Annotated in this window: 20 protein-coding genes; 8 read left to right on the top strand and 12 right to left on the bottom strand. The window is 56.6% G+C overall.

The features are described 5' to 3' along the window. Position 1 precedes the first annotated feature (1 nt). A complete protein-coding gene (gene pilM, locus UH5x_RS02140) occupies positions 2-2,155 on the bottom strand; it encodes a type IV pilus assembly protein PilM (RefSeq protein WP_047813129.1) in 2,154 nt (717 codons plus the stop codon). A gap of 218 nt (positions 2,156-2,373) precedes the next feature. Between pilM and UH5x_RS02135 the strand changes: the two genes are divergently transcribed. The 6 genes from UH5x_RS02135 (at position 2,374) to UH5x_RS02110 (ending at position 11,048) form a co-directional block, all read left to right on the top strand. After that, a complete protein-coding gene (locus tag UH5x_RS02135; protein ID WP_482634545.1) occupies positions 2,374-5,550 on the top strand; it encodes a hypothetical protein in 3,177 nt (1,058 codons plus the stop codon). Between the two features lie 4 nt (positions 5,551-5,554). Further along, positions 5,555-6,940 (top strand): serine/threonine protein kinase, encoded by a 1,386-nt coding sequence (locus tag UH5x_RS02130; RefSeq protein WP_047813128.1) that lies wholly within the window; start codon positions 5,555-5,557, stop codon positions 6,938-6,940. 98 nt (positions 6,941-7,038) lie between these two features. Beyond that, positions 7,039-7,761, top strand: coding sequence for a CPBP family intramembrane glutamic endopeptidase (locus UH5x_RS02125; protein WP_482634544.1), 723 nt, complete (start codon positions 7,039-7,041; stop codon positions 7,759-7,761). A 512-nt stretch (positions 7,762-8,273) separates the two neighbouring features. After that, positions 8,274-8,960 carry a PEP-CTERM sorting domain-containing protein gene (locus UH5x_RS02120; protein WP_482634543.1) on the top strand — a complete coding sequence of 229 codons (687 nt, stop codon included), beginning with the start codon at positions 8,274-8,276 and terminating at the stop codon, positions 8,958-8,960. Between the two features lie 413 nt (positions 8,961-9,373). After that, positions 9,374-9,850, top strand: coding sequence for a thioredoxin family protein (locus tag UH5x_RS02115; RefSeq protein WP_482634542.1), 477 nt, complete (start codon positions 9,374-9,376; stop codon positions 9,848-9,850). A 532-nt stretch (positions 9,851-10,382) separates the two neighbouring features. Beyond that, complete coding sequence (locus UH5x_RS02110; protein WP_047813125.1) at positions 10,383-11,048, top strand: PEP-CTERM sorting domain-containing protein; 666 nt, start codon at positions 10,383-10,385, stop codon at positions 11,046-11,048. A gap of 23 nt (positions 11,049-11,071) precedes the next feature. On the opposite strand, the gene UH5x_RS02105 is transcribed toward UH5x_RS02110, so the two are convergent. The 11 genes from UH5x_RS02105 to UH5x_RS02055 all read right to left on the bottom strand — a co-directional run bounded on the left by UH5x_RS02105 (position 11,072) and on the right by UH5x_RS02055 (position 24,263). Continuing rightward, positions 11,072-12,481 carry a DUF1501 domain-containing protein gene (locus UH5x_RS02105; RefSeq protein WP_482634541.1) on the bottom strand — a complete coding sequence of 470 codons (1,410 nt, stop codon included), beginning with the start codon at positions 12,479-12,481 and terminating at the stop codon, positions 11,072-11,074. A gap of 62 nt (positions 12,482-12,543) precedes the next feature. After that, positions 12,544-14,982, bottom strand: a complete 2,439-nt coding sequence (locus UH5x_RS02100) for a PSD1 and planctomycete cytochrome C domain-containing protein (protein ID WP_482636106.1) — start codon at positions 14,980-14,982, stop codon at positions 12,544-12,546. 136 nt (positions 14,983-15,118) lie between these two features. Next, the gene (locus UH5x_RS02095) at positions 15,119-16,843 is read right to left on the bottom strand and encodes a LamG-like jellyroll fold domain-containing protein (protein WP_482634540.1); all 1,725 of its coding nucleotides are present in this window, start codon (positions 16,841-16,843) and stop codon (positions 15,119-15,121) included. After that, positions 16,840-17,358: a sigma-70 family RNA polymerase sigma factor gene (locus UH5x_RS02090; RefSeq protein WP_482634539.1), complete on the bottom strand. Its 519-nt coding sequence runs from the start codon at positions 17,356-17,358 to the stop codon at positions 16,840-16,842. Before UH5x_RS02090 ends, UH5x_RS02095 begins: the two co-directional genes overlap by 4 nt. Positions 17,359-17,638: 280 nt before the next feature. Further along, entirely contained in the window at positions 17,639-18,469 is an 831-nt protein-coding gene (locus UH5x_RS02085) for a CvfB family protein (protein WP_083434779.1), read from the bottom strand. 83 nt (positions 18,470-18,552) lie between these two features. Further along, entirely contained in the window at positions 18,553-18,858 is a 306-nt protein-coding gene (locus UH5x_RS02080; protein WP_236696027.1) for a hypothetical protein, read from the bottom strand. A gap of 282 nt (positions 18,859-19,140) precedes the next feature. Then, the gene (locus UH5x_RS02075) at positions 19,141-20,949 is read right to left on the bottom strand and encodes a PQQ-binding-like beta-propeller repeat protein (protein ID WP_482634538.1); all 1,809 of its coding nucleotides are present in this window, start codon (positions 20,947-20,949) and stop codon (positions 19,141-19,143) included. 257 nt (positions 20,950-21,206) lie between these two features. Next, complete coding sequence (locus UH5x_RS02070; RefSeq protein WP_047813119.1) at positions 21,207-21,767, bottom strand: hypothetical protein; 561 nt, start codon at positions 21,765-21,767, stop codon at positions 21,207-21,209. A gap of 473 nt (positions 21,768-22,240) precedes the next feature. Then, positions 22,241-23,005 (bottom strand): siderophore-interacting protein, encoded by a 765-nt coding sequence (locus UH5x_RS02065; protein ID WP_482634537.1) that lies wholly within the window; start codon positions 23,003-23,005, stop codon positions 22,241-22,243. 354 nt (positions 23,006-23,359) lie between these two features. Then, complete coding sequence (locus tag UH5x_RS02060; protein WP_482634536.1) at positions 23,360-23,812, bottom strand: MarR family winged helix-turn-helix transcriptional regulator; 453 nt, start codon at positions 23,810-23,812, stop codon at positions 23,360-23,362. Continuing rightward, the gene (locus tag UH5x_RS02055) at positions 23,802-24,263 is read right to left on the bottom strand and encodes a hypothetical protein (RefSeq protein ID WP_482634535.1); all 462 of its coding nucleotides are present in this window, start codon (positions 24,261-24,263) and stop codon (positions 23,802-23,804) included. Before UH5x_RS02055 ends, UH5x_RS02060 begins: the two co-directional genes overlap by 11 nt. 807 nt (positions 24,264-25,070) lie before the next feature. Between UH5x_RS02055 and UH5x_RS02050 the strand changes: the two genes are divergently transcribed. Further along, positions 25,071-25,499: a SufE family protein gene (locus tag UH5x_RS02050; protein ID WP_047813116.1), complete on the top strand. Its 429-nt coding sequence runs from the start codon at positions 25,071-25,073 to the stop codon at positions 25,497-25,499. Beyond that, positions 25,496-26,731 carry an aminotransferase class V-fold PLP-dependent enzyme gene (locus UH5x_RS02045; protein ID WP_482634534.1) on the top strand — a complete coding sequence of 412 codons (1,236 nt, stop codon included), beginning with the start codon at positions 25,496-25,498 and terminating at the stop codon, positions 26,729-26,731. The genes UH5x_RS02050 and UH5x_RS02045 overlap by 4 nt, the downstream gene beginning before the upstream one ends. Positions 26,732-26,895 lie beyond the last annotated feature (164 nt).

Here is a 26,895-nt window from a genome sequence, read left to right as displayed (position 1 = left end):
ACTAGTTGGCCATCGCGACGGAATCCGGATCGGCATCGAGATCGTCCTCGGTGCTGCCGCCCTCGCCTTCCATTTCGGCCTCCAAAGCAGCTTCTTCATCCGCCAATCGCTTGGCTTCGATTCGTTCACTGAGAACGCTTTCTTTCCAAACCACCTGGAACACGAAGTCGAGCCGTAGGACCTCCAAGGTGGGCGATTCAACTTTGACGTCCTCGTCCCCTTCGGCCCGCAATTGCATCGCAGTCATGGCGGAGACGGGGTCGTAATCCGGGTTCGGAACCTGAACCAGTTGGGGTTGGTTCTCATTCAGCAACAATGGGTAGCTGAAACCAAACTCTTCCGGTGTGAAGGTGATCGGATTGCCCTGCGGGTCGATCAAGTTGATTGGTTTTTCACGGAAGTTGGTCGTCAGGTACTTGCGAACGTGCTGACTGCCTTCTTCGCCCTTGTGTTTCGGGCTGTTGTAGTAGTGGTATCCCTTGAGTTGGATGACCCAACCTTCTTCTTCGGGCCCCGTGTCGTCGGCGAGTTCTTCCGGCGGCGCTGAATCTCGCATCAAGTCGTACCAGTTCTTCATCTCCTCTTTGTAACGAACATCCAACCGCTCGGAGTACCAACCTTCCGCGAGATCTTCGTAGAACTTGGTGTCGATCTCGGAGATGTGGAAATCGATACGGTCTTCCAGCGGCAGTTCTTTGACGCTGGGGATCTTCCCCTCAGGGTATTCCGCACGTGGGATCGCAGCGTTGACTGCGTTGATGAGTTCCAACCAGACGAGGCGGCGTTCCGCGTTGCCCGAAATTTCTTCGCCCAGACGATTCAGGAACGTCAAGCGACTGACCAGCAACGAGTCTTCGGATTTTTGATCCGAACTGTAAGATGACATGCTCGTCACGGCTGCTTCGGCACTGGACCAAAGGTCCTCGTGAGTCGTTTGCCAAGACCGCTGTGTCAACGCGTACTGGGTGGTCGCGCCCAACAACAGAGCCGCCATGCCCGCCAAAGCCCAAGGCTTCTTCGCACGGATCATCCGTTCGGTTTTGATCTCGGCCGGGATCAGCGACGTGTGAATCTGGCTCAGTCCCAGCCCTTGCAGACACAACCCGTAACAGACCGCGAAAGTCGGTGCGTTGTCGCGGAAGGTTGGGATGCTCAAGACGTCATCGCCGGACAATCGATTGAATCGATCCAGTGTGTGGACTTCGTAACCGAGGTTTTTGCCCAAGTAAGCCGCCAGGCCGGGCATCTTGACTGTGTTCCCCGTCACCAACAATTCAGTGATCTCGGCCTTCTTGTCGATGCTGCGGAAGAATCCGATCGAACGCTGGACCTCGGTGACCAAATCATTGAAGACCGGCCGCATGGTTTGGAAGACAAGCTTCGGGTCGACCGCTTCGCGAGCATTGCGTTTGAGGTGCTCAGCTTTCGCAAACGTGAGCTTGAGGTCTTTCGTGAGTTGCCGGGTGAAGTGGTTCCCGCCGATCGGCATGCTGCGTTGCCAAATCCGAAAACCGTTCGTCACGATCAAGTCGCTGCTGTCGGTGCCGATCGAAAGCAGCACGCTGGACGTCGGTGGTTCATCCGGATCAAACGTCTCGTTTTCAATTCGCTCATGGAACCGGTCGTAAGCGACCATGTTGTAAAGAGCGATTGGAGTCAGCTGCACCATGTCGACTTCGATGTCGGACTCCTGGAACGGTGCGAGTTGACGGTAGGCCTGCTCACGTTTCATTGCGAACAAACCGACTTCGCTTTCCAGGGCGTAGCCTTCTTGGATCGTTGCTCCCGGCATCGTTTGGTAATCCCAAACCACGTCGGACAATTCAAACGGGATCTGAGTCTTGGCTTCGTACTTGACGATGTCGTGGATTTTCTTCAGTTCCACCGGTGGTGGTTTGAAGAACTTCGCCAGACCGCTTTGACCGGGAACGCTGATGCAGACTCGATCGCGAATGGCATCATTTCGTTGCATCAACTGATCGAGCGCATCGGCGATCAGCTGGTCAGGATCCGCATCGGCCTGTCCCAGAATTTTGGGATACTCGATCAGATCAAACGCATCGGCAACGATCTCATCGCCCTGTTTGACGCAGTGCAACGCTTTGAGCGCGCTCTGACCAATTTCGATTCCCCAAACGCCGCCGGATCCGGCCATGGTTTACTTTCAACACGAAGAGACAAGATTTTTCAAATCGATGAGTGGCATCAGCTAAAGTTGATACCAGGGGCGAGTCCGGGAGGTGCCGGCGATCTCGCCAAACCGCTAGTATCCCCTTTTCGCTCCTTCACGTCAAATTTTAGTCGCTCATGCCGTCCTTTGCCGAATGTTGCGTCCTAATTCCTTGCAGCACGATCGAAGATTTCCCTTCCCGGTTGGATCATAACGCCGCCCAGAGCCTGCTGGGCACGTTGACCGCTGCTTGGCACCCTCGCCTTCTCTCTCAGGTGGGACGCGTCCCCACCTGGCATCGAGCCGACGATTTGCCATCGCCGCCGACTCCTCTCGGCAGCCATTCGAAATCGACCGAATCCTCCCCAACAGCAGACAACAGCCCCTCCCACGAGGGACCCACTCGTCTGTTACTGGTGCCGGAAGCCAGCATTTCCAAACTGACCGCCTCCGTTCGCGATTCTTTGCCGCAGTCCGATGCAGAGCACCGGTGCGTCACGATTGAACAGGAAACGCACCGCGAAATCCGAATCCGTTGCCGCAGTCGCCAAGACGCATTGGCTCTGATTGATTCGTCAATCGAATCCAATTGGTTCGGTGACTCGAGCACGTTGAAGAAGGAGCCCAACGCGGATTGGCCCAATCTTTCAGCCTCGCTGCTGGATGACATCCGCCTGGTGACGGAAAACGGCCGCGAGATCGGCCCCGCCGACTTTTTCGCACTCGGCTACACGTGGTGGCAAATTCAGGTGCTGACCCGCCGGCTTCGCTACACCAGCAATCTCGATCAGGTTTACTTCGAAACACGAGTTCTCGATGCCGCCGAAGCGTGGACGCGGAACGACGCTGAAGCCACCGCGGCGGCACTGCACGATTGCTTCGACGCTCTCGCGGAAGAACGCGACCACTACTTTGCGTCCGACCCGTCGTTGATCGACCTCACGCTTTTGACCCCGTCGACGCTGGACCGTTTTTTAGATCAGCCCGATCCGACGACCAGCACAACCGAAGCGATCTTGGCGACACCCCGCAACGCGTTGGTCGATCAAGCCGTTGCGGAGGCGGTGCTGAATGCCGATGCAACGGTGCAGCAAAAATTCCAAACGCGTTTTGCGGCGGAGGCGATGTCGTGGGCCGGCGGCGGCCCCGCTCCCTCAATCTGTTTCGATGAGCTGACGCTCGACGAAATGGAACGCACCCTGCGTGAATCCATTGATCAGGCAGAGCGAGCGATTGGCCAACCGATGGTCGTGCATGCTCGATTGGGCGGCAGCACCACACCGGAAGTCGTCGCAGCCTTGGCCAGCCACAAGCACGATGGGCAATCCCAAACTCAGTGCCGCGGATTGCTGCCCATCGACTTTCTGAACGGAACCGGCTTTGGTGACGAAGCAAAGGTGATCCTTGGCGAGAACGGTCACGAAATTGAGGCGCTCACGGCCAAGCCTCTGGATGCCAACAACGAGTCGTCCTTCCTAACGCTCGGAACGCGTTTGGGCGAAGCGATCGACGCGGGCGAAATCGCGACGGCCTTGCTAGTCCACTGGCCGGGGGAAGGCTGCGACAGCTTCAATGATTTGAATCGAGCCGCGACCTGGACCCTTGCCCTCGGTCGCTTCTGGAAAATCGACGAATACTTCATCGACGGCGAAAATCCCTATCACCATGGCTCCTCGGCCTCTTGGAAAGCCTCACCTGCGGATCGCATGCAAGCGGGAGCCAAAGCGGCTCGACAATCCGCGACCGGGTACGCTTCCTTGGTTCGACAACAATCGAGTCGCGATGCCAGCGGTCTGTCGATGCTGGCCAACCCGCGCCGAACGGACCCAACTCATGGGCTGGCCGAATCCCTCGGCCTGACCGGCTGCACCGAAGCACCTGCGGATTTGACATCAAATCCCCAACCAACCGACAATGTGCTGGTCATCAATCACAGCGGTGTGCCGACGCGGCAACGAGTACTCGTCAAAGGCAAATTGCCAACGAACAATCGTTCCGTCTTTCATGCCCACGCCGTTCGCAACCACACCGACGCGGTGCTCGATATTCCTGCTTGGGGATATCGCTGGACCAGTTCCAACCCTGCGGCCAAACCCTTGCTGGCTGAACCCGCCGTGCAAACCGGCGTCCCCGCCGCCGGCGGCGATCACCCTCGCCTGATTCGATGGGCGAAACAACTTGGGCGTTCGATGAGCCGCGGTCCCGGCGCGATTGTGGACGGTGAACGGATGAGCAACGAGTTCTTGGAACTCAACCTCAATCCCGAACACGGTGGAATCCAAGGCGTTTATAGCGGCAAAGTCCGCGGCAATCGCCTGTCGACTCGAATTGAATTTGTGCCCGCCAAAAAGAAGTCGGCCGACAAGAACGCAAGCGGCTTGGTCGCCAAATGCGACTCGGTGCAAACGAAAGAAAACTCGGTCTCGCGAGGCGTTGTCGCGATGGCCGGTACGATCGCACTGCCCACCGCGAGCTCCGGAGATGCCTCCGATTCGGCCACCGGGCAACAGCTCCAGTGGCAATCCGAAATTGAATTGGTTCGAGGCAGCCGATTGGTGCGGTACCGCATCCGATTCGAAGCGTTACCACGAACATCCAACGCTGAGAAAAATGCGAACGCTCCCTTGGATTGGATCCATCACCCGGTCCTGCGGATGGCGTTCCCCGGTGCCAGCCCCGTGGTGAGGGCCATCGTGCGTGAAAAGCTGCACCGGACCAGTGCTCGACGATTCCTCGCTCCACTTGGATTCGTTCATGAGGAAGACGAGTGCCAAACGCTGGTCGCCACCCACGGCAACAGCTTTCATCGCCGCAGCGAAGATCGCTTCCTGGAAACCTTGCTGCCTCTCGCCGAGGCAGCCCCTCCGACAAACGAAGCCACCGATGGCTTTTCGCCGTGGCACGAATTCGCGTTTGGATTTGACGTGCCGCACCCAATCGACGCTTCCATGCAACCTTGGCGCACTCCGACGGTGTTGCAGGTTCCCGACGGTCAACTGATTCGAAATGGTGTGCCCGCTGGATCTTGGTTGATGCACGCATCGCCATCCACCATGCGCGTCCAAATTGTCGCCACTGGGAAGCTGGACGATGGCCGCATGGTGTTGCACTTGCGTGCCATCCAAACGACCAGCAAATCGGTTCGGGGCGTGGTTCGTTTCTGCCAGCCGGTTGCTTTGGCCCATCCGATCTCGCCCTTGTCTCGCCCACTTGGGAATCACAACGAAGACGTGTCGGCACCGCCGAAAACCGTTGCGATGCAAGCCATTGACAAGGCATCGATTGACGGCGAAGTCAAATGCGAAGACGACCGGATTGAATGGGCCTCGTCGGGACACGGCGTGACTCACTTGTGCGTCGTCTTCGACACCAACAAGTGACCCGATGAGCGAACCGCTTTCCCCCGTCGCCGTTTTTAGAGAAGCCGCCCTGCGATCTGACTTGCTGCAGGCGGAGCAATGGGAACGCGCCGCCAAAGAGGTCAAACAAAACCTTGCCAGCGAAGATCGCTTGGACCCCGAATTGGTCTGCGAAGAGATGTCCAAGGTTCTCGTTCGCGATCGAATCTTGACACCTTACCAGTCACAACAAATTCGGGCTGGACGAACCAAGTTGACATTGGGCAACTACGTCATCACGGAGTTTCTCGGCCAAGGCGGAATGGGGCAAGTCTTCGGTGGCGTGCACAAGATCATGGGCCGGCAGTGCGCGATCAAAGTGCTTCCACTGCAGAAGTCGGACCCGTTGAGCCTGGAAAGCTTCGCTCGCGAAATTCGGCTCCAATCAAATCTGGACAGTCCTTACTTGGTGCGTGCTTTCGACGCGGGCAAGGACGGCAAGGTGCATTACTTGGTCACCGAGTATGTCCCCGGCACCGATTTGCGACGCTTGGTTCGCGAGCACGGTCGACTGTCGATGCAACAAGCCGCGTCGATCATCGCCCAAGCCGCCGCCGGACTCGCCTACGCTCATGAATCCGGTTTGGTGCATCGCGACGTGAAGCCCGCCAACATCATGGTCACGCCCGACGGTCACGCCAAAGTTTCTGACGTTGGCTTGGCCGCGTTGTCCTTTGGGCCGGATGACGATCCGCGGGCCGGGATGGTGGTCGGAACGGCTGATTATTTGTCCCCTGAACAGATTCGAACGCCAGACCAAGTCGGACCGCCCAGCGATATCTATTCGCTCGGTTGCACGCTGTACTACGCCTGCACAGGTTCGGTTCCATTTCCCGGCGGCGACTCGAAATCGAAATGCCGCCGGCACTTGAACGAGATGCCGCTCAAGCCGACTCAACAGGCACCCGAACTCAGTGATGCGTTTGTCGACACAATCGCGGACATGATGGAAAAGGATGTGTCCCGGCGGATCACCACTGCGGCCGAAGTCGTGATGCGACTGAGTCCCTGGGCCACAATGGATGCCGACACCAACGATTCGGGAACCATTCAAATCGGTGAAGGCATGCAACCCGTCGCAATTCCAGCGGCCGGTATCCCACGCCCGGAAGATTCACTCGGCGAATCCATGCTGGACGAAATGAGCTGGGACAACGTCGGCTCCTCAGCTGGCGACCCGCTGGCCTCCGCTGCGCTCAGCAATTCAACCGTCACGCCGCCCCCGCCGCCCGAATCGGATCCCGATGCCCTCACGCCATCGCCTTCCTCAACAGGCATCTCCACCGGCCAGTGGTTGGCCAGCGTTCTCGTTTTCACCGCGATTGGCTTTGTGGTTGGATACCTGACCGCTCGCGGTGTGTTGTTCCATTGAAGAGACCCCCGCACCTCTTTTCAGTCGTTCGAATCGAGCATCGACCAGCCAACCTCAGGATTGGTTTGGATGCGTGAAGCCGACTTCGAGGTTGCCCAATGAGTAGCAGGCAAATTTCACTGACGATCTCGCAGGCAGCGGCCATCTTTTTGGCAGCGCTCGTGTACCTGGTGTTGCTTTTGTGGTGGGTGCTTCCGGTGTTGCGAGCTCAGGTCGGACTTCACCCGGCGACGCATTGGTACTTGATCGGCTTCGCATTGTTCCCGCCCATGATCGCCTACGCGGTCTGGCAAGCACGACGCGAGGGAGCCGACACATTCGCGAAGCTGCTTGGGTCACTCCGCGTTCATCCGATGACCCAGCGGGATTGGCACTACGCCGCTGCAGGAATTTTCACGGTACTGGGTGGAACGGGGCTCCTGCTCGCAGCCTGGAGCAACTTGGCCAGGCTTGATCTGTTACCACCAGTCGAGACCGAACCATGGTGCATCGACATGTCGCCGTTGGAAGGTCGCGACCGTTGGTTGCTCTTGCTTTGGGTGCCCATGTTCGTGCTGAACATCGTCGGCGAAGAACTGCTGTGGCGGGGTTATGTGCAATCACGCCTCACGATGCGGCACAGTTGGCTGGCCATTGGATTGCTATGGCTCGCCTTCCACATCCCGTTTGGCGTTTCGACGATGGTCCTGTCCTTGCCGCTGATGCTGGTTTTACCATTCGTGTTCGATCGGACCCAAAACACAACGGTCGCGATCTTAATCCACGCCATGTTCAACGGCCCCGCCTTCCTGGCCGCCGCCTTCGGCCTGCTGCCGGGTTAGCAACGCGTGAACAACAAGTGACGATGTTAGCGGTGTGGCGCAAGCCGCCCGGTGCGGAACCGGAGGGCTCGCGCCCTTCCGCTACGTCACTCGTTGTTCACGTGGTCCTTAGTTGTGCGCACGCTGGTTCGCGATGACCGTCCCATTCCGTAGCGGAGGGGCATGAATGGCTCCGGAGGAGTCCTCGTAGTTAGCTCGGGGTGGAAGCCCCGAGACAACGTTCGCAAATTCACCATGCCGCCCCGGATGGGGCCGTCGAAAAGGAGCAGCACCGTTTGACGGAACGGCAGTAGCGACAAGGGCGACGCGTCTGACTCCGATGAATTTGGAATTTGGCCAACCACGAATTCAAATCGAACACAGCCCGAACGGGCTACTCGCCAACCTCAAAAGAGTCTCCCAATTAGGCGATGTGAGCACGTGTATACAGTTGTTTCCCAACTAAGTTGGACACACACCTGCAGACAAACGTTGTGTGCCACACCCGTTAGTTCAACTCGAGAAAAAGCATCATGTTTCGCCTCCTTTTTTGCTTGCTGATAAGCACGGTTTTCTCCTTCCCGTCCTCTGAAGCGGCATTGATTTACGACCTCAATTTTGAAGGGGCAAACACGACGGACTTTGATGCGACGGGCGGCGACGCACCATCTACGATTAGTAAATCAAATACGGATGGTGTCGGAGGTAGTAATGGCTACGTACTTGCCTTCGATACAGGGGCAAGCCCATTCTCTACTGCTGTGAATGGGAACCTTGTGGAGTCAACGATGGCAAACACGCCGACATCAACGTCAGCCTCGGACTACACCATTAGCTTCGACGCACGAATCGAGGGCCTGCTTACCGGGCAAAGCGTGAATGTAGAAACGAGATACATTACGGACTTATTTCAGCCTGGCCAGGAGATCTACGTAAACAACTTTACTCCAACATCGACGTTCCAAAACTTCTCCTTCACTCTTGGGGCAGGCTCTCTTGACCCTGTCGACTTTACCCTTAGCCAGCGTTTCCAAGCTACTATCTTGGGAACGACCACAACTCGCTTTGGCGCAGACAACGACAATCGGCTAATTTTCGACAACATTCAGATAAACGAAGTCACCGCCGTTCCCGAGCCTTCTTCCATGGCGTTGCTTGCTTTTGGTGGAGCGGGACTTGCTTGGCGCCGACGCAAATCAAAGAAGAATTCGGCCCGATAGACTGCCGACCGACGAACCGGATTCATCGATCCAACTCCGAGGCATCCTCACCAAAGTGAGGGTGCCTTTTTTCTTGCCTGCCTCGCGATCCGGAACGCACCATCCACGAATCGCACCATTCCGCGTTGGGCACACTCCAACTCCGGGATCTTTCAGAATAGTGGTGAACACCATCCGACGCCGCAACGACTCAGCGACAGAGTAGAACGTTTGTCCTCAAATGTTCGCGTGGCTGCTTGATGTCGTCGATCGGCGTGACGCGAATGGCTGGAAGTGGACGTGGCTTCGGATCGTAGCCAAAAATTTGACATGACATGATCTGCGACCAAGAGTTCCAGGAAGGACCATGGTCGCCCCCTCCCGCAACCATGCGGTGAACGCACGATTCTCAGCCCGCACGAAAGCTCCCACCCATGAACCACCTGTTTTCAACTCGAATCGGTTTGCTTTTCTGCATTGCAATCATCGGGCTGGGTAGCGGTTGCAGCATGTCGGAAATCACGGGATCGCACAGCGAAGAATCGTTCGACCAGTTGATCGGCCAAGACAAGCTGATCTTGGTGAAGTTTGGTTCCTCCTCGTGCGGCCCCTGCAACCGTTTAGACGAGGAACTTGCGGCGATCGAAGCTGATCCGCCGGCAGGTTTCGAGATTCATGCTCTCAGCATCAACGCCAATCGAGACCTCGCACGCAAGTTCGACATCACCGGCATCCCACGGATGATGTTGTTCCGCAGCGGACAAAAACTGGGCGATCAAGTCGGCTATCAAACCGAAGAACAAATTCGCAGTTGGATCAGTTCGCAGAACGTCATCGTCGGCGATGTCCACTCCAATCCCTTTGCGGCAAAGTCCGCTTCTGAAATCGATTCGACGCCGCACAATTCCTAGGTTGGAACACTGTTCGGTGCCACCCAACATTTCAGCGTGTTCCATCCTGCCAGAGTAGAACAGTCGAGGAAAACTGTTCTGTAAAGAACCTTGCAACACGTCGTCTAACGTCCATTCCCTCGGCATTTCTGTTGGCTGATCTCGGAAGTCGTGGATGGCTTTGCGTGTTGAGGTGGGCTCCCGGAACAATTGGGGACAATTGTTCTACTCTTAGGAGTCTTGAGGTTCGATCCAGACCAATGCGAGAAAGCGGACGCCATGGACTTGCGGTGCTCCAGTGCGAGCGAGCACGCACCACAGGCCCCTTCGCTTCCGAAAACGAAGATATGCGGCAATTGTCACGTGTGCTGGTCGACTATGTTCGCGTCGACTAAAAGCAACGGCTATGCAAGGCCCCGAGACGCAACACCACGTGGGGAAACACAGCCCCCTGCCCCAAGGAACCCAATGCGGATAAGATCAAAACTGTCGGTAAGAATCCAATTATGACGAGACGCTCGTCCCGTCCAATTTTGATATCGGAACATCCAGAGTGACTCGATTTCTACTCGCCGTTGTTGTCAGCCTGGCGATTGCCGATGCGTCGGCGCACGCTGCAATCATCTTGGGTAACACTTTCGATGGAAACACAGGAACAGAAGCCGAGTATTTGAATGGGCAAGTGACTGCTCCCAATGTCTACAGAGCAGGCGTCTCTCGGGTCGGATACAGCCTGCTGGTCGGGGAGAATGAATTGGTCGTGGGTGACTTGCGCACACAAGATGGTTCGATAGCGGGCAGCACTCGCTACTTCGAGTTCATCATCGAGCCTACCAATGACTCGGTAATCGACCTCGAAAGCTTCACCTACGTGGGGAATCAGAACGTCGATGGCGAGGGAGTATCTGGTGCAACCAAGTTCGCATTGAGATCAAGCCTGGATTTATTTCGAGAGGATATCGGCGTTGCCAATCTCACCGGCACCACGATCAGTCTTGCCGACCCAAAGTTCCAGAACATCACAACGTACATTGACTTTCGCCTGTACATCCAAAGCGATACGTCCGGCGAAAGTCAACTCACGACGTATAGCCTTCAGGAATTTGCGTTCAATGGTTCGGTCACCGCCATTCCAGAACCCTCTTCGATGGCACTGTTAGCGATCGGTGGTGCGGGGCTTGCCTGGCGTCGTCGCAAATCGAACAAGACTTTGGTCTGATTGACGACCAACAAATTGCGTGCCTACGCAAATAGGTCGTGGACGACTTTGCCGGCGACGTCGGTCAGCCGGAAATCTCGGCCAGCGTGGCGATAGGTCAGTTGTTCGTGATCGAGCCCCACCAGATGCAACATCGTGGCGTGCAAATCGTGCAGGTGGACTTTGTTTTCGATCGCGTAGTACCCGTACTCGTCCGTCGCACCGTACTGGATCCCGGTCTTCAATCCAGCGCCCGCCATCCACATCGTGAACCCTTCCGGATTGTGGTCGCGTCCGTCATTCCCGGATCCTTGGCACGTTGGCGTGCGGCCAAACTCGCCTCCCCACAACACCAGCGTGTCGTCCAACAGCCCGCGTGCCTTCAGATCTTTTAACAGGCCCGCGATCGGCAAATCCACCTCCGCGGCGTTCTGGGTGTGACCTTTGCGAAGGTTGCCGTGTTGGTCCCATTGCACTTCGGTGTTGCTATGCGTGACCTGGACAAACCGCACGCCTCGTTCGGCAAATCGGCGTGCCATCAAGCATTGGCGACCGAAGTCGGCGGTGGTTTCGTTGTCGATGCCGTACAGCTTGTGTGTCGCTGCCGTTTCGGAATCCAAGTCCAATGCCTCCGGCATCTCGGTCTGCATGCGAAACGCCAACTCAAAGGACTTGATCCGAGCTTCGAGTGCCGAGTCCGGACCGGTCGTCTCCAGAAACCCTCGGTTCATCGACTGGGCCAAGTCCAGCTGCATCCGCTGTGCTTCGAGCGACAACCGTGCGTTCTTCACGAACTTCACGCGAGCTTGATCCGATGGTTGGCTGGCATTGCCGATCGGCGTCCCCGAGACGCTGGCAGGCAAGAACGCCGAGCCCCAATTTTTCGTGCCACCATGGGCCAGCGTCGGACAGATGGTGATGAACCCCGGCAGGTTCTGGTTCTCGGTGCCCAATCCATACGTGACCCACGATCCCATGCTGGGCCGCACGAAGACGTCGCTGCCCGTGTGCAACTTCATGCTCGCCCCGCCATGCGCCGGGTTGGTTCCATGCAGCGAATTGACGATGCACAAATCATCAACACACTCCGCGACATGTGGAAACAATTCGCTGACGGCAATGCCGCTCTCGCCGTATTGCTTGAACTTCCAAGGCGAAGCCAACAGGTTGCTGGTCGGCGCGAACTGAACGCGAGGCTTTTCAAATGGCAATGGTTTGCCGTCGTCCTTCTGAAGTTGAGGTTTGAAATCAAACGTGTCCATGTGCGACGGCCCGCCCTTCATGAACAAAAAGATCACACGTTTCGCTTTCGGTGAGAAATGCGGGGTCCCCAAACCGGGAGCCCCTGAGATGCCGCCGGACGCTTGGACATCGTCCGCCAGCAACGATGCCAACGCGAGCGATCCAAAACCAGCTGCGGTGGTCTGCAAGAGGTGTCGTCGTGAGAGTTGCATCAGCTCAGGAGGGATGGGAGTAGGCGGGACGGCATTGGTTGACGCGGTATTCGCGATAGTTCCTAACGGATATAAACAAACTCACTGGACGAGACCACGGCTTGGCAAAACGCTTGCCAGGCCGATCGTTCCGGATCGGACTCTCTGTCCCCGGACGCAACCTGGTTTCGCTGCAGGAGAGTTTCAAACTGCGAGAGGAAGCGAACGCCCTCGGAAATCTCCAAGTCGCTGGGAGGTCGCCCGTACGCTTCCCGATACAAGCGGCGGATTCGCTGGGAAGTGTCGGCGTCGTCTTCCAGCAGACGATCCGCCAAGGCAAATGTCAGGCCAGAGACCATTTCCGAGTTCATCAGGAACAATGCTTGCGGGGCAATCGTGCTGGTGTTGCGGTCACCAGTCAGAACACTTGCGTCGGTGTAGTCAAACAATTGAAACATGTCGTAAAGGTGATTGCGAATCACGGGCACGTAGATCGAACGCCGGGTCGAATCGTACTTGGATTTGTCCTGCGACGTGTGGTTGAACACGTACTCACGGTTCTTGTACTGCATGAGATTCCCGCCCGTGGTCCGGTCAAGTTGACCGCTGACGGCCAACAACCCGTCACGGATCGCTTCGGCTTCCAGGCGGCGAAGACTGAATCGCCAGTACCACTGGTTGCCGGGATCCAGTTCCGCATTTTCCGCATCGAAGTCGCTGCTTCGTTGATAGGTTTGCGACAACAGGATCATCCGGTGCATCGCCTTGATCGACCAACCTTCCTCGACGAATCGAACCGCCAACCAATCCAGCAACTCCGGGTGGCTTGGCGGGCTGCCTTTGAGTCCAAAGTTGTCGACGGTGCTGACCAACCCTTTGCCAAAGTGCCCCCGCCACAATCGGTTGACCATCACGCGGGCGGTCAGTGGATGACGCCCATTCGTCAGCCACTGAGCAAACTGAAGGCGGCCGCTTTGTTCATCTGGAATTGCGGGCTGGTCGTCCAATGCCAACACCTCAGGGACGCGGCGAGACACAACGTCGCCGAGCGTCAGGTGACTGCCACGAAGATGGACTGCGGTGTCCACAATCTCGCCATCCGTCACGCCCATTGCGGTCGGCAATTCTGGAGTTGCCTCCTTCCACGCGGCCAATTCCTCACGAAGCGTCTTGAGCTCCGCCTGAGTCTCCGCCGGGAATCGCTTCTCGACTTCGCCGGGTTTCTCCTCGGAATCCACTGGCGGGTCCAGATTCGACTTGGCGGCTGCGACGTTGTCTGCAATCAGCTTTTCTCGAGCAGCAATCTTTTCTTTGTGTGCAGTCAGTTCCGCAGCTTGCTCGGGTGTTTCAATCGTGTTCTCATGCCACTTGGCAACCGTCTTGTAACTGTCCATCGTCAGGGTGCTCTGAAAGATCCCAGCTAACCCGTAGTAGTCATGGTGGCTGATCGGATCAAACTTGTGCGTGTGACAGCGGGCACACCCGAGCGTCAGTCCCAGCAGGCTGCGACCGACGGTGTCGATCTGCTCATCGATGATGTCCATTGCCATCTTGGCTTCGTCCTGCTCCGCCAAAACCTTTGGCCCCAGGACGAGAAACCCGGTCGCGATCAAACGCTCATGGCGAAGTTCGACGTCGTCATCGGAATCCAGCAGATCGCCCGCCAATTGTTCGACCACGAATTCGTCGTATGGCTTGTCGTCGTTGAGTGAACGCACAACGTAATCGCGGTAGCGCCAGGCGTTTCCATGAACCACGTTTTCATCGAGGCCGTTCGAATCGGCGTAGCGAGCAACATCCAACCAGTGGCGTCCCCAGCGTTCACCGTAATGCGGCGAAGCGAGCAATCGATCAACGACACTGGCGAACGCATCGCGAGAGCCATCTGCCAGGAAGGCGTCAATTTCCTCGGGGGTCGGCGGCAAACCGATCAAGTCAAATGTGACTCGGCGGAGCAACGTTCGCTTGTCCGCCGGTGGATTCGGACGCAAACCTTGGGCTCGCAATTTAGCCAGCACAAACGCATCGATCGGGTTCGGAGCGTCTGAGGAAGCATCGCCAACAGGCGGCGTGGCTTTGTCGGGAGTTTGGAATGCCCAGTGCTTGCGGCCTTCCTGCACATCGACCTCGCCCCGCTGGACAATCGGTCCGACGGTCCCCGAATCGGGATGCGGTGCGCCCATTTCAACCCAACGAATCAAGTCGGCGATCTGAATGTCGGACAATTTTTCGTCGGGTGGCATCTTCAGATCATTGTCTTGATACCGAACCGCGGTCACCAACAAACTGCTGGTGGGTTTTCCCGGAACCAAAGACGCTCCCGCCAATCCGCCCGTCAGCATTCCCCCTAGCGTGTCGACTCGGAGTTCCGATTCCTGCGAATCCCTCCCGTGACATTCGTAACAGTGGTCAATCAGCAACGGACGAATCTTGGATTCAAAAAAGTCAAGCTGTTCCGGCGTTGCCTGCACCGTATCGCTCCGCTTGACATCCTTTTCGGCCCAAGCGGCGATCGGACTCATCGCCAACAGGCCCATCACAGCACCAACCACGATGTGGTGGATCATCCTGATTTCCGAGCCGACCGAATGCAAACAACCGTCGGCACCATGGTCGACGAGCGGTCTTCCCGACTTGCTTGGATTCATCGAACGTCTCCTAGAACTTGGGATTTCCGGCATGGTAGATCTCCAAAATCTGCCCTTCGTCCAGGGCATCATCGAGCATCAGAAACTCGTCCATTCGCCCATTGAAATTACGGATTGCGTGAGAACTCTGGTCGACAGGGCGTCCCCAATTGCACAGTTCCGCATCCCCAATTCGGATTGGTCCATCGTACTGAAGTTCGCCTTCGCAAGGCACACGCTGGCCGTTGAAGTAGTGACGCACCGTTTGGCTGGTTCCATCGAACACCGAAGCAACATGAATCCATTGCCCCAGACGCGTCAGATCCACCAGCGGCGGTGTGTACCGCCACGCCACGCCTGACACTTGCCCAACGGATAAACCAAGTTGCCCGCGCTGATCAAATTGCCAATGAACTTCGCCTTGGTCCCAACCATCGGTCAGCAGCAACGAACTCAGCAACCGATCCAGCCCATCGACACGCACCCATGCCGCCAACGTGATCGATTCGTATTCTCCCGCCAGATGAAAGCGAACTCGGTCGCTGGGACGTTTGAAATCCAACGCGGTTTTGCCTAGCCAACGTCCCTCCGACCACGCACAGCCGATGATGGAACCATCCGAATCCTCTTGGGCAGCAGCAAGGTTTGGCAATGTCGTTGGCGACGTTTCCGAACCAAACAGATCCGGCGACGCGAAATCGTAGTAAATCAGCACGCGAGGGTCCTTGCGAATCGCAGCACTCCATCGCTGCCAACGTTCAATCCGTTGCTGTCGACGTTCGGTTTGGTTCTGTTGAAGCAGCGATTCGGACGGCATCTTGGCGATGCGAGTGCTTTCTGGACGCGAATTGCCTTTCCCGTCCACACTCATCGATTGGCCGGTGACCAATTCATGAAGTGATTCGGCATCGCCGGCTGCCAATGGATCGTGCAGTTCCACCAATCCGTCAAAGACATGAACCTCGGTTCGCTGGCCGGGATTTGCCGACACACCGAATTCGGTCCCCAGATCAACGATTTTGGTTTCCGGCGTCAGCACCGTGAACCCTCGTGCCGGAACGGGAACGCTCGCCCAGGCATTTCCCGCGTGCAGCATGACTCGGTTCGGATCGCGAATCTCGAGCTTGGCAGGGCCTTCCAACGTCAACACGGCACCCCGAAAGAATTGCAACTGCACCCATCCAGATCTCAGGTGCAGCGTCTGGTTTGACGAAACAGAATCGCCCATTCGCAACGCCGAGTCGTCCATCCACTCGACATTGACCACTCGTTTCAACAACGCCACGGAAGCATCCGCTGGTTCCGATTGGATCGTCACCATCGCCTGGGTTCGCTCCCCCGGGAGGGAACCGGATTGTGCCAACCCGGCATGTCGGCCCGTCCACATTCCAATCCAAAACGCGACCACCAAACAGGCGGCAATCGCGAGAGCGGCCAGCGGAGCCCAGCGGCGGAGTTGGTCTCGCGCGGCCGTCAGACTGGAACGATCCAGCACGCTGTGCAGAAAGTCAAACTTCTGCGATTCAGCATCGAGTCGTTGATCCAACAACTGCACGAACCGCTCACCCGCTCGTTCATCGCAGACCAGCATCGCCAACCCCTCGTCCATTTCGACTTGGTCGCGGTAGCGCCGCTGCAACGAATCGTCATTCGCCAACGAATCAGCCAGCTGATCCATTTCCGCATCACTGAGTTCGCCTTCCAGCAAACGTCCGAGTTGCCGATCGAAATCGGGTTCCCGAGCTTGTTCGCTCATGTTGTTCCCTCCGTCAAACGGGTCTCGACGCAAGTCCGCAGCAGCCCGCGAAGACGGGACAAAGCCTGCCTCACCGCGGCTGGTGTCATCTCCGATTCGTTCGCCAACTGCGTCGCATTTTGTCCTCGCGTGTAGCGGCCGTTGACCAGGGCTCGACCGTGACCGGGCAATCGATCCACGCAAGCACGAAGCGCTACGAACCAGTCCTCGGACCACGGGCCAGTGGTGGGCTCGTCGGACATCGCCAGCATGGCTTCGCTGAGGGAGGCGTTGACGACGCGTCGCCGACGAAACGTTTTCCGCAACTCGTTTCGCACCAAGTTGCGAGCGATCGAACGCAACCAAGGCCCCGCGTCGTCGATGTCGTCCAGCGTTTCAATTCGCTCGTACGCAACCACAAACGCATCCTGAGCCAAATCATCCACCGCATCGGGCATCGCACCAAGCATCCGGATGAACATCCTTAGCCGGGCTTGATGTTCAAGCACAAGTTTCGCGAATTCGTTTCGTTGCATCGGTCAGTGTTCCTTTCGCCACTACCATGTCTCCACCATCGAGAGTGTGACACAGAGAGAACGAAAAAACATCGAAACCGTTCGAAAACCGGCTCAGCGAGCCCGACACACGATCTCGCAACCGCCTTCCGACTTAGAAAACAAGCTAAGCAGGTCGGCTGGAATGATCGGGCACAACCATGTGAGCCGTTTGGGCGTTAGCCCCGGTTGTGCGTGAAAACCGTGGCTAACGCCAACGGCTCACATACCCGATGACACCTGCGTACCTGATTAGCACCACTCAAAGCAAACGAATCCCATCCTTTTCGATCGCGATGACTTTTTGCTTGTAGAGGGCACCGATCGCCTTTTTGAACTGCCCTTTGCTCATCCCAAAGAGATCAAAAATCTCATTCGGCGGCGACTTGTCATGAACCGCCGCAAACCCACCCTTCTCTTCCAAATGGGTCTGAATGACTTGGCTGAAGTCGTCGCGAATTTGCTGACCACTCTTCAGGCTGAGATCAATTTTCCCGTCGAGACGAACGTGTTTGACGAAACCTTGGATGGTCTGGCCAAAGCTGATCCGTTGATCCACCTCATCCTTGTACAGCAGCCCCCAATGACTCTGGTCCACAATCGCCTTGTGGCCCATTTCGGTGCTGTTGGCGATGATCAACTCAACCGCCTGTTGCGGGTAGAAACCATGCTCGGGATCATTGCTCACGTACTTGTCGATCTTGGACGTTGCCGTGATTCGATCTTGGTTGTCGAGGTACAGGAACACCAGGTAGGAGTCGCCCACCCTCATCGGTCGATGCTGTTCCGCGAATGGGACCAGGACGTCTTTGTCCAATCCCCAATCCAAGAACGCACCGATCGGAGTGTTCTCTTTGACTTCCAAGTAAGCGAATTCGCCCACCTCCGCCTTGGGCACCTGAGTGGTCGCGATCGGGCGATCTTCCGAATCCAGGTACAGGAAGACTTCGACAATGTCACCGACGCTCAGGTCGTCGGGGGTGTGCTTGGTAGGCAGCAGAATCTCGCCCAGATCCCCGGCGTCCAAAAACATTCCAAAGTCGGTTCGCTTGAGCACTTCCAGGTCAAACGTTCCGCCGATTTCGATCATCATGATGGTTCTTCCATCCAATCAAGCCACCGTTGATCGGGGCATCCCAAAGGACATCCGATTCGCCGGAGGTCGAGAGGACAACTTTACGATTTGAATTTGCGTTTCTTCAGAGGCGGATTGCTGTGAAGGATCTCGCCGGAATCGGAAACCTTCAGGTAGTAAGACGCCCCGATGTGAATCCGCTTTGACAGAGAGAATTCCCCGATGGGTTCCAGTTCTTCCCAGATGTTGACCCGGTAGTTGCCGTTGTGGTGCCGACAAACCTCGACACGGTGCAACCGTGGGGGCCTGCCGATCTGTTCGAGAATCTGCGACTTGATGGTTGCCGTGTGGTCGGCAAGCGACTCCGGTTCATCTTTCTTTGGGGCTGGTTGATCGACTTTTGCCATGGTTTCCTCGGCCACTAGGAGGTGATTGAACACTGAACTGTATCCGAATGGAGTCCGGTTCGATACGAGGTCGAAAAGCAGAAATCCGTCCTGCACGTCACCGCTCAGCGAGAGCCCCATCAAGCCCATTGCTGGCAGGCGTTTACGTCACCAAGCCGCCTGGACCAAGCGTCTCTAGAAAAACCAAAACTCGAACGCCCGTGACAACTCCGGAAACAACCAACCGTCCCGGAACCAGATCGAAAACGATCAAAACCAAGTGCCTTTCGGCGCTCGGCTTGGTTAAATCGGCAGTCGGTAGCATGCCGCCTCTTGCGAATTGCGGAGGTACAGGCGGTCACCAATGACAACGGGGTGGTTCCATGTCTTGCCCTCGAGAGCTTCGAACTTGGCCAGCTCTTCATGCTTCGATGGATTCGCCGCCAGCAAAACGACCTCCCCGCGTTCGCTGATCACCAGCAACACGCCGGAGTCAACCATCATCAGAACCTGGCCCTTCCCATAACGTCCACGCTTCCATTCGCGTTGGCCAGATTCCAAGTCGATGCAGGCAAAGATTTCAGCGTCAAACCCGTACGCATACCCATCGTGGATCACGAAATCATTGAAGTCAGGCTTCAGCTTTCGCGACGCCCAACGTTCCTCCACCGTGAACCCGTCGTCGGCCTGAGTCAGTTGCAGACACCGCGTTTCTTGCTGGGTTGCCAAGACGATCGAGTTGCCTGCGATGACCTGAGGTTGCACGGCACTGTAGCCTTCCAATTTCCACTCAAAGTCGCATCGTGATTCGCCCGATTCGGGATCCAGGATGTTCATGCCAGCGTTAGTGAACATCACCACGTAGTCATCGCCGAAAAGATTCAGCGACTGCGGCGAACTGTAGGAATGATCGCCAGCCGCGGCGGACCATTTCGATTCACCCGACTCGATTTCAAACGCGAGCGTGCCCTTGTCGCCTGCACCTCCTGCGTGAACGATCACGACCCCACCGACGACCAACGGAGACGACGAGAATCCCCACATCGGTGGCTCCCGGTCAGCGACCTCTCGCACGTCGACTTCCCAAATCGATTCACCCGTTTTGGCGTCCAGTCGCTGCAGTTGCCCGCTCGCTCCTTGAACAAAAACGCTGCCACCAGCAAGCGTCGGTGTGGCTCGTGGCCCAGGCCCACCGAGCGGATCAAAGAATCGCGACTCAATTTCCTGCGACCAGACTTCTTTTCCTTCATCAGCGGTGTAGCAAACCACCGTTTCTTGTTCGCCACGTTGTTCCTGCGTGAACAGCAGGTTCCCAGCCACGGCAAACGACGACCATCCAGGACCAACAGGAATCTTCCACACGAGTTCGGGCTGGTTCGTCGACCAGTCCGTTTGAATCGCAGGCCCGTGCTGTTGGCTCACGCGGTTTGGGCCACGGAACTGAGTCCATTGTGGATCGGCAAGCCACTCGTCCATTTCAACCTCCGACCTGATCGCTTCGACGCTTGCCGGAGCGTCCGCTCGATCGGCCAACATCAACTCTTCGGCCGTTGGTTCCCAACGCCAGTGCAAATCCAGAGCGAAGTGCCCCCACATGCCTTCGCTACGCAACAAGGTTGAATAGCCAAACCCGCACAACGTCATCAGCAAGATGACGATCGTCCGTTTAAAAGTTTGCCAACGACACAATAGCACGGCACTGATGCCAAACGCCGCCGTGCCCAGTGGAGCAGCGACCATGATGATGCCAGGCCCCATCATCGTTTTGTCCAACGACAAGACGCACGCAACCGCAATCAACAACGCGCCGAAGAAGCCCACCAAGCGTTCTTTCATGGAGGCACGACTGAACGTCAGCCACCACAGCAGAATCAATCCCCCTAAAACCACCGGCCCGATCACCGCCACCATCATCAAGAACAACGGTGCGTCTTCGATCATCGCAGGCACGAATCGGGCGATCGCCATCAGCAACAACAGCACAACCGCAGGCCAGACTCGCAGCGGTTTCGATTCGCTGGTGGCGACGTCGCTCATCGAAGACTCGGCTGACGAGTTCTCCGTTTTTGATTCCGCCGCTGGCTCGATGGACTCAGGCTCAGTGTCACTCATAGCGGCTCTTTCGGTTGGTCATGGAACGATGTTTGGCTGGTTGCTTTGGTAGCACAAACGGGTGTAAACAACCAGCCAAGGAGCAGCTTCTCAGCGGAGTGGAAGGCAATGGGATTGGAAGCTGGCTTGGTAGGTCACGGTTCGACCTCCCCTCGCTTCGCTCGACCCTCCCAGGGGGAGGTTGAAGATATTTGGGCGGGGAAAGTGGCATCGCGAACTCAGGAAGGACTCGTTGCCTCGTCCACTACGTTTTCAGGCTATGTGCGCATCATGCCTTCTTTCCGAAGAAAGGAGGTGATCTTATCAAATTGATTCCAATACCCCGACTCGAAAGGACGCAATTCAGGGTATCCAGGGACGAGACAACCGGTGAAAACGTACGATGCGTACCCGTCCGCTTCCACCAGTCCGGCACGCTCCGGATTCCGAGCAATGTATTCACAAACGTTTCGAAACTCCGGCTCGCTGCGTTCTCCTTCGCTGAAAACGTGATCGTAAGCCTGATCCTGCAGCGTGAAACCAATCCGATTCAAGGTTTCATCACAACGCGGGCGAAAATGTTTCATTGCATTGAGCTGATCACTTCCCTTGCACAGTCCCATCCAAACCATGTGAATGTGATCCGGCATGAGGCAAAACAGAGGACAAGCCAGGCCATAGCGAAACAGCGAGTGCGTCAGCAGTTCACGAAAACGGTACAGGAACACGCCTGTCAGCCAGCCTCGCTCGCGTTCAAATGTCGAGATTGTCCAGTGCACGATTGCATCCGCTTGATAGTACTCACGCGGCAATCGCCGAAGATGATCTCGTTGGCTCATTGGGCTGCTCGCTATTCATTGGAAGAAACGGGGACCATGAGGCGGGCCATTGCGTAGTGGATGAGGCAACGAATCCTGATGCCGCGAACCGGGGAAGGACTCGTTGCCTTGTCCACTACGGTCTCAGTCTGCCGTCGCATCCTGCTTCCGTCCGAAGGGACAACACAACATCGTAGTGGATGAGGCCACGAATCCTGGCTCCGCGAACTCAGGAAGGACTCGTTGCCTCGTTCACTACGGTCTCAATCTGCAGTCGCATCCTGCTTCCGTCCGAAACGACACCACAACATCGTAGTGGATGAGGCCACGAATCCCGGTGCCGCATACCAGAGAAGGACTCGTTGCCTCGTCCACTACGGTCTCAATCTGCAGTCGCGTCCTGCTTCCGTCCGAAGGGACGACCCAACATCGTAGTGGATGAGGCAACGAATCCTGATATCGCGAACTCAGGGAAGGACTCGTTGCCTCGTCCACTACGGGAGCGGGCTCTGTTCGCTGTCGAGTCGCTTTGCTTGTTTATGCCCTTCGTCGGATTGACCGAGCTTCCAATAGCTCGACAGGTACAGATGGGTGTTGGGAAGGTTGTCTTGCTCTCGCAGAAAACTTCGAAGCACCCGCATGCTATTGAACTCACAGGCGGCCCAAACAGCAGGCTGGCCTTCCAACCAGGGCAACGCTCGGACTTTCGAGGCCAAAAACAATCCGTCGACATTCGGTTCCGGATTGACTTCCCAGTGCAGCTCAACCTTTTCCGGGTGCTCCAAATCCTGAATATCAGCTTGACTGGGGACCTCGATCACGGCGTAACCGACAGCGTCGTCGGGCAGTTGCCGTAGGTTCACACTGATCGCCGGAAGCGCGGTCAAGTCTCCTGCCAACAGGAACCAGTCGGCGTCCTGGTTGAGCAGCTTCTTCGGCCCTGGTCCCGCGACGGTGATCCGATCTCCTGGTTGAGCATCGATCGCCCAACTGGACGCTGGCCCCGGCGACTCATGCAAGACAAAGTCGATATCGATCTCGGTCGGTCGCTGGTACCGAATCGTATAGGATCTCTTCAGCGGCGGTTCACCATCACCCTGAGGGATCAACAACTTCACGTAAGCACTCTCCTGATCAACAGGCAAACTCGCGAGCCCCTCACCACCCAAGGTGATGCGAAGCACATGCTCCGTGATCGGCGTCGACCGGATCACTTCCAGTTCCATCGTGGTGCGTTGTGCCATGGAATCAATCTTCACTCAGTGAGGTTTCGGACGAGATACGGATCGCAATCAGCGGACCGCACTAAAATTTTGCAGGCTTCCTTGCATTCAACTTGGGATCTGGCAACGCTTGCTCAGACCACGCCACCGTCACCACGGCGGTTCTGTTCGTCGAGTCGTTCATGTCGTTCTCCTTTTCACTGGAAAAAGCGAAGGCATTGGTTGTTCCGTTTCGCTCTGCGAGAAGTCAGATCCAATTGAATTGTGAATCGTCCCACCTTCAGCAGCCAGGGCCGCACGGTTCTCGGCCAGTCGCCTTTTGCATTCGCGATTCGCGTCAGCAGGCTTCAGGTTGCCTCAGCAAGACAGAAGAGAAATCGCTTCGTCGGGTTAACCCTTTGAAAGACGTTTTGCTAAGTTCTTTTGCATCTTTCGAAGAGCCCGCTGTGTCGCATCGAGTTCTGTCTTGGAGACGCCGTCAAGCGTCGCTTTCCGCAATTCGTCCAGCACCGGCAAGACGGTCGCGAGTTGCTTCTCCCCAAGCCGAGTCAAACCGACCATCACGATGCGAGCGTCTTCACTCGACACGCTCCGCTCGACAAATTGCTGCTCAACCAGACGATCCAATTGTCGCTTGACGGTCGTCGGATCTCGGATCATGTGCGCTGCCAAATCGCTCATGCAAAGTGGTTCGCCAGCGTCGGACAAGGTGATCAAGGTCTGCGTTTCCTCTGGGGAAAACGGCCAACCAACACCTTTGAGAACGGACGCCATTTCAGATCGAATCAGATAGGCAACCCGACCAATCGCGAATCCTGGTGAGGATTCCGAATCAAACTGCATTTGCATCCTCCAATGAACCAGGAGCCGCACCCGTTGTCGGTGCCGCAAAGATTGGTCGATACCAATCAGAATAGCAGTAAAGCAGAAACGCACACGCCCCGAAATCCGGCAGCCCAATCGCCAAGTATTGATGAGCAAAGAAGGTCACATACAGCAGGATGTTGAATGCGTATGGCAGCGACATCAGGATCGCCAGCGGGGCAGTGCGTGGAAAGAACATCAACCCACCAGCGATGGCCTTGAACAAGCCCACCCAAAAGATCAGGTAGCCCGTTGCCTGAAGTGCAATCATGAATTGCCCCACCTCGTCAGGCGTTTGATCGACCGGGTACCCGTTCAATCCAAAGCCCATCGTCATGATTCCCGTCCCGAACAGGAACAGTGCGAACAAAATCCGCACCACGAATGCGAGACGGGGAAGTCGAACGCTTCGATTTTCCATGGAGGACATCTTTCGGCACCATTTTGAATTGCGATTTCACGTTGACGGACCGGCCTTTCGTGTAGACCACACACATCCCCAAGAGCCCGTTACCTGCACTCTACAGTTATCCATGGTGTTGTCAACTCAGGCGGGGAAGAATCTTCCCACCTGGAGCAAGCCTTGGCTGCGAAATGTTTGATGTTGTGAAACGCATTGGCTTGCGCAAGTTTTCATCCAGGTAGGGACGTCAGAGAGTAGCCGTCGGTAAGCGATCGCGCCACCGACGGATCTATCGCCCGCGTCGCCACTCTCCATCCCGCGGTGGCCAATGGCCACGGTGGGATGGAGAGTATTTTGGGGGACGCTCGTTTTCCGGGGGTACGCTGCTAACAGCGACCCCCGGCTACCATCTGAAATCCCTACCGGGATGAAGAAAGGCAGAAGCCGGAAGAAAAATTGCATCCGCTGTTGGAGTGCCAATCGCAAAGATTTCGCAGTCTAAAGCAAGCCCAACAGTCGAATTGGAGGTTGCCTGACGCGACTTCTGTGCGGGCACTCCACTGGACACCTGGCTCGTCGCCACGATTTGCCCGACGCATGTGCAGACAAATCACGCCGAACGGGCAATGCCGCGGAGCTTTCCGGCATCGCCTGACCTATTGGAAACAGCGGTTCTGCGTCAAACTAGAGCGAGAGTGCAGCGAAGAAGGCGAAAAACGTCTTTGCGTGGCTCCTGGCGATGGACCTTCATGGTTCCAACCACTGAGACCGCGAAAGCATCGAACGGACGATGCGGTCAGCGGAAGGCAACCACACAAACAGAGGTAGATTGGATTGCAAGATTTAACGATCGACGAATTGTACGAGGAATTCGAGGACTTGCCCGATTGGGACGAGCGTTGTGATTACTTGATTGACCTCGGCTTCAACTTGCCTGAGTTGCCCGCGGAAGCCAAAATCGAGGAAAATCGTGTCCACGGCTGCCAAAGCAACGTCTGGTTGGTTGCTGACATCAAGAACTCCACCCCACCGACCGTGGAATTCCTCGCGAACAGCGATGCCGTCATCGTCAACGGTTTGATCGCGGTGATCGCGGCGTTGTATTCCGGCAAGACACCACAGGAGATCATCGCGATCGATGCCCAAGACGTTTTCAAAAAACTGGGTCTCGAGCGGCACCTCAGCCCGCAACGGCGGAACGGGCTGTACAGCATGGTCCAGCGAGTCCGAGAATTAGCCGTCCAGGCAGAGGCCCAATCATGAATCCACTTGACATCGACGCCGTTCGCGGCGACTTCCCGATTCTGCACAAACCACTTCCCAAGGGTTTGCCGCTCGTCTATCTCGACAGCGGATCGTCCGCGCAAAAACCCCAGTGCGTGATCGATAAAGAACGAGAGGTCTACGAGAACTATTACGCCAACGCCTATCGCGGCGTGTATCGATTTGGATCGATCGTCGATGAAGAATTGGAAGGTGCACGTGAGAAGATCCGGCAGTTCATCAACGCGGAGCATTCCGAAGAGATCGTCTTCACTGCTGGTTGCACGATGTCGCTGAACTTGGTCGCCAGTGGCTGGGGCAAGCGAAACCTCAAGGCCGGCGACGAGATCATCCTCAACGAGATGGAACACCATGCGAACTTGGTTCCATGGCAACAACTCGCCTTGCAGACGGGAGCGACCTGCCGCTTCCTTCCGCTCACCGAAGATGGCCGTTTGGACATGGACCGGATCGGCGAAGTGCTGAGCGACAAAACGAAAGTGCTGGCCGTCACCGGCATGTCGAACGTGCTGGGCACCATCAATCCAATCGCGGAGCTCGCGAAAAAGGCCCACGACGCGGGAGCGATCATCGTTGTCGACGGAGCACAGAGTGTCCCGCACGAGCAAACCGATGTCGTCGCCAGTGAGATCGACTTCCTGACCTTCTCGGGACACAAGTTGTATGGGCCGAGCGGGATTGGTGTGCTGTATGGCAAACGCGAATTGCTCGAGCAGACCGATCCGATGCTCTTCGGCGGCCACATGATCGATCGAGTCTACAAAGATCACTCGACTTGGGCACCGTCACCTGCCAAGTTCGAAGCGGGAACGATCCAGATTGCTCAAGCGATTGCGCTGGGCTCAGCGATCGATTACATGACGACGCTAGGGATGGAAAAGGTCCACGCACACGAGCGAGACGTGCTCGAATACGCCTACACCCGTTTGCAAGAGATCCCCGGAATGCGGATTTACGGCCCCGGAATCGAGCACCGCGGGGCGATCACCAGCTTCACGATCGACGGAGCCCATCCGGAAGATTTGGCCCAACTGCTCGATCGAAAAGGCGTCTTCGTCCGGCATGGTCACCACTGCACGATGCCGCTCCACGATCAGCTGGGCGTCAGCGCGACGGTGCGAGCAAGCTTCGGCGTTTACAACTCGCGTGGAGACGTCGACGCACTGATGGATGCGATCCAATTCGCCTGCCAACGCTTGCGTTTGACCTGATCGGACGCTGGGAATCACGGTTTCATCGAAGAAGGCCAGGTTGTGAAGCAGGTGAGCAGAGATGATCTGGCACAACCATGTGAGCCGTTTGGGCGTTAGCCCCGGTTGTGCGTGAAAACCGTGGCTAACGCCAACGGCTCACATACCCGATGACACCTGCGTAC

This window comes from Rhodopirellula sp. UH5 (genome assembly GCF_056839225.1).
This window is presented reverse-complemented; position numbering and strand designations above follow the sequence as displayed.

What these genes read in the sequence shown, in the direction of transcription:
- UH5x_RS02125 (WP_482634544.1), top strand. Translation starts at nt 7,039, where the DNA reads ATGAGTAGCAGGCAAATTTCACTGACGATCTCGCAGGCAGCGGCCATC.
- UH5x_RS02100 (WP_482636106.1), bottom strand. Translation starts at nt 14,982, where the DNA reads ATGAGTCCGATCGCCGCTTGGGCCGAAAAGGATGTCAAGCGGAGCGAT.
- UH5x_RS02130 (WP_047813128.1), top strand. Translation starts at nt 5,555, where the DNA reads ATGAGCGAACCGCTTTCCCCCGTCGCCGTTTTTAGAGAAGCCGCCCTG.
- UH5x_RS02095 (WP_482634540.1), bottom strand. Translation starts at nt 16,843, where the DNA reads ATGAGCGAACAAGCTCGGGAACCCGATTTCGATCGGCAACTCGGACGT.
- UH5x_RS02045 (WP_482634534.1), top strand. Translation starts at nt 25,496, where the DNA reads ATGAATCCACTTGACATCGACGCCGTTCGCGGCGACTTCCCGATTCTG.
- UH5x_RS02090 (WP_482634539.1), bottom strand. Translation starts at nt 17,358, where the DNA reads ATGCAACGAAACGAATTCGCGAAACTTGTGCTTGAACATCAAGCCCGG.
- UH5x_RS02080 (WP_236696027.1), bottom strand. Translation starts at nt 18,858, where the DNA reads ATGGCAAAAGTCGATCAACCAGCCCCAAAGAAAGATGAACCGGAGTCG.
- UH5x_RS02055 (WP_482634535.1), bottom strand. Translation starts at nt 24,263, where the DNA reads ATGTCCTCCATGGAAAATCGAAGCGTTCGACTTCCCCGTCTCGCATTC.
- UH5x_RS02105 (WP_482634541.1), bottom strand. Translation starts at nt 12,481, where the DNA reads ATGCAACTCTCACGACGACACCTCTTGCAGACCACCGCAGCTGGTTTT.
- UH5x_RS02085 (WP_083434779.1), bottom strand. Translation starts at nt 18,469, where the DNA reads ATGATGATCGAAATCGGCGGAACGTTTGACCTGGAAGTGCTCAAGCGA.
- UH5x_RS02060 (WP_482634536.1), bottom strand. Translation starts at nt 23,812, where the DNA reads ATGCAGTTTGATTCGGAATCCTCACCAGGATTCGCGATTGGTCGGGTT.
- UH5x_RS02115 (WP_482634542.1), top strand. Translation starts at nt 9,374, where the DNA reads ATGAACCACCTGTTTTCAACTCGAATCGGTTTGCTTTTCTGCATTGCA.
- UH5x_RS02075 (WP_482634538.1), bottom strand. Translation starts at nt 20,949, where the DNA reads ATGAGTGACACTGAGCCTGAGTCCATCGAGCCAGCGGCGGAATCAAAA.
- UH5x_RS02120 (WP_482634543.1), top strand. Translation starts at nt 8,274, where the DNA reads ATGTTTCGCCTCCTTTTTTGCTTGCTGATAAGCACGGTTTTCTCCTTC.
- pilM (WP_047813129.1), bottom strand. Translation starts at nt 2,155, where the DNA reads ATGGCCGGATCCGGCGGCGTTTGGGGAATCGAAATTGGTCAGAGCGCG.
- UH5x_RS02070 (WP_047813119.1), bottom strand. Translation starts at nt 21,767, where the DNA reads ATGAGCCAACGAGATCATCTTCGGCGATTGCCGCGTGAGTACTATCAA.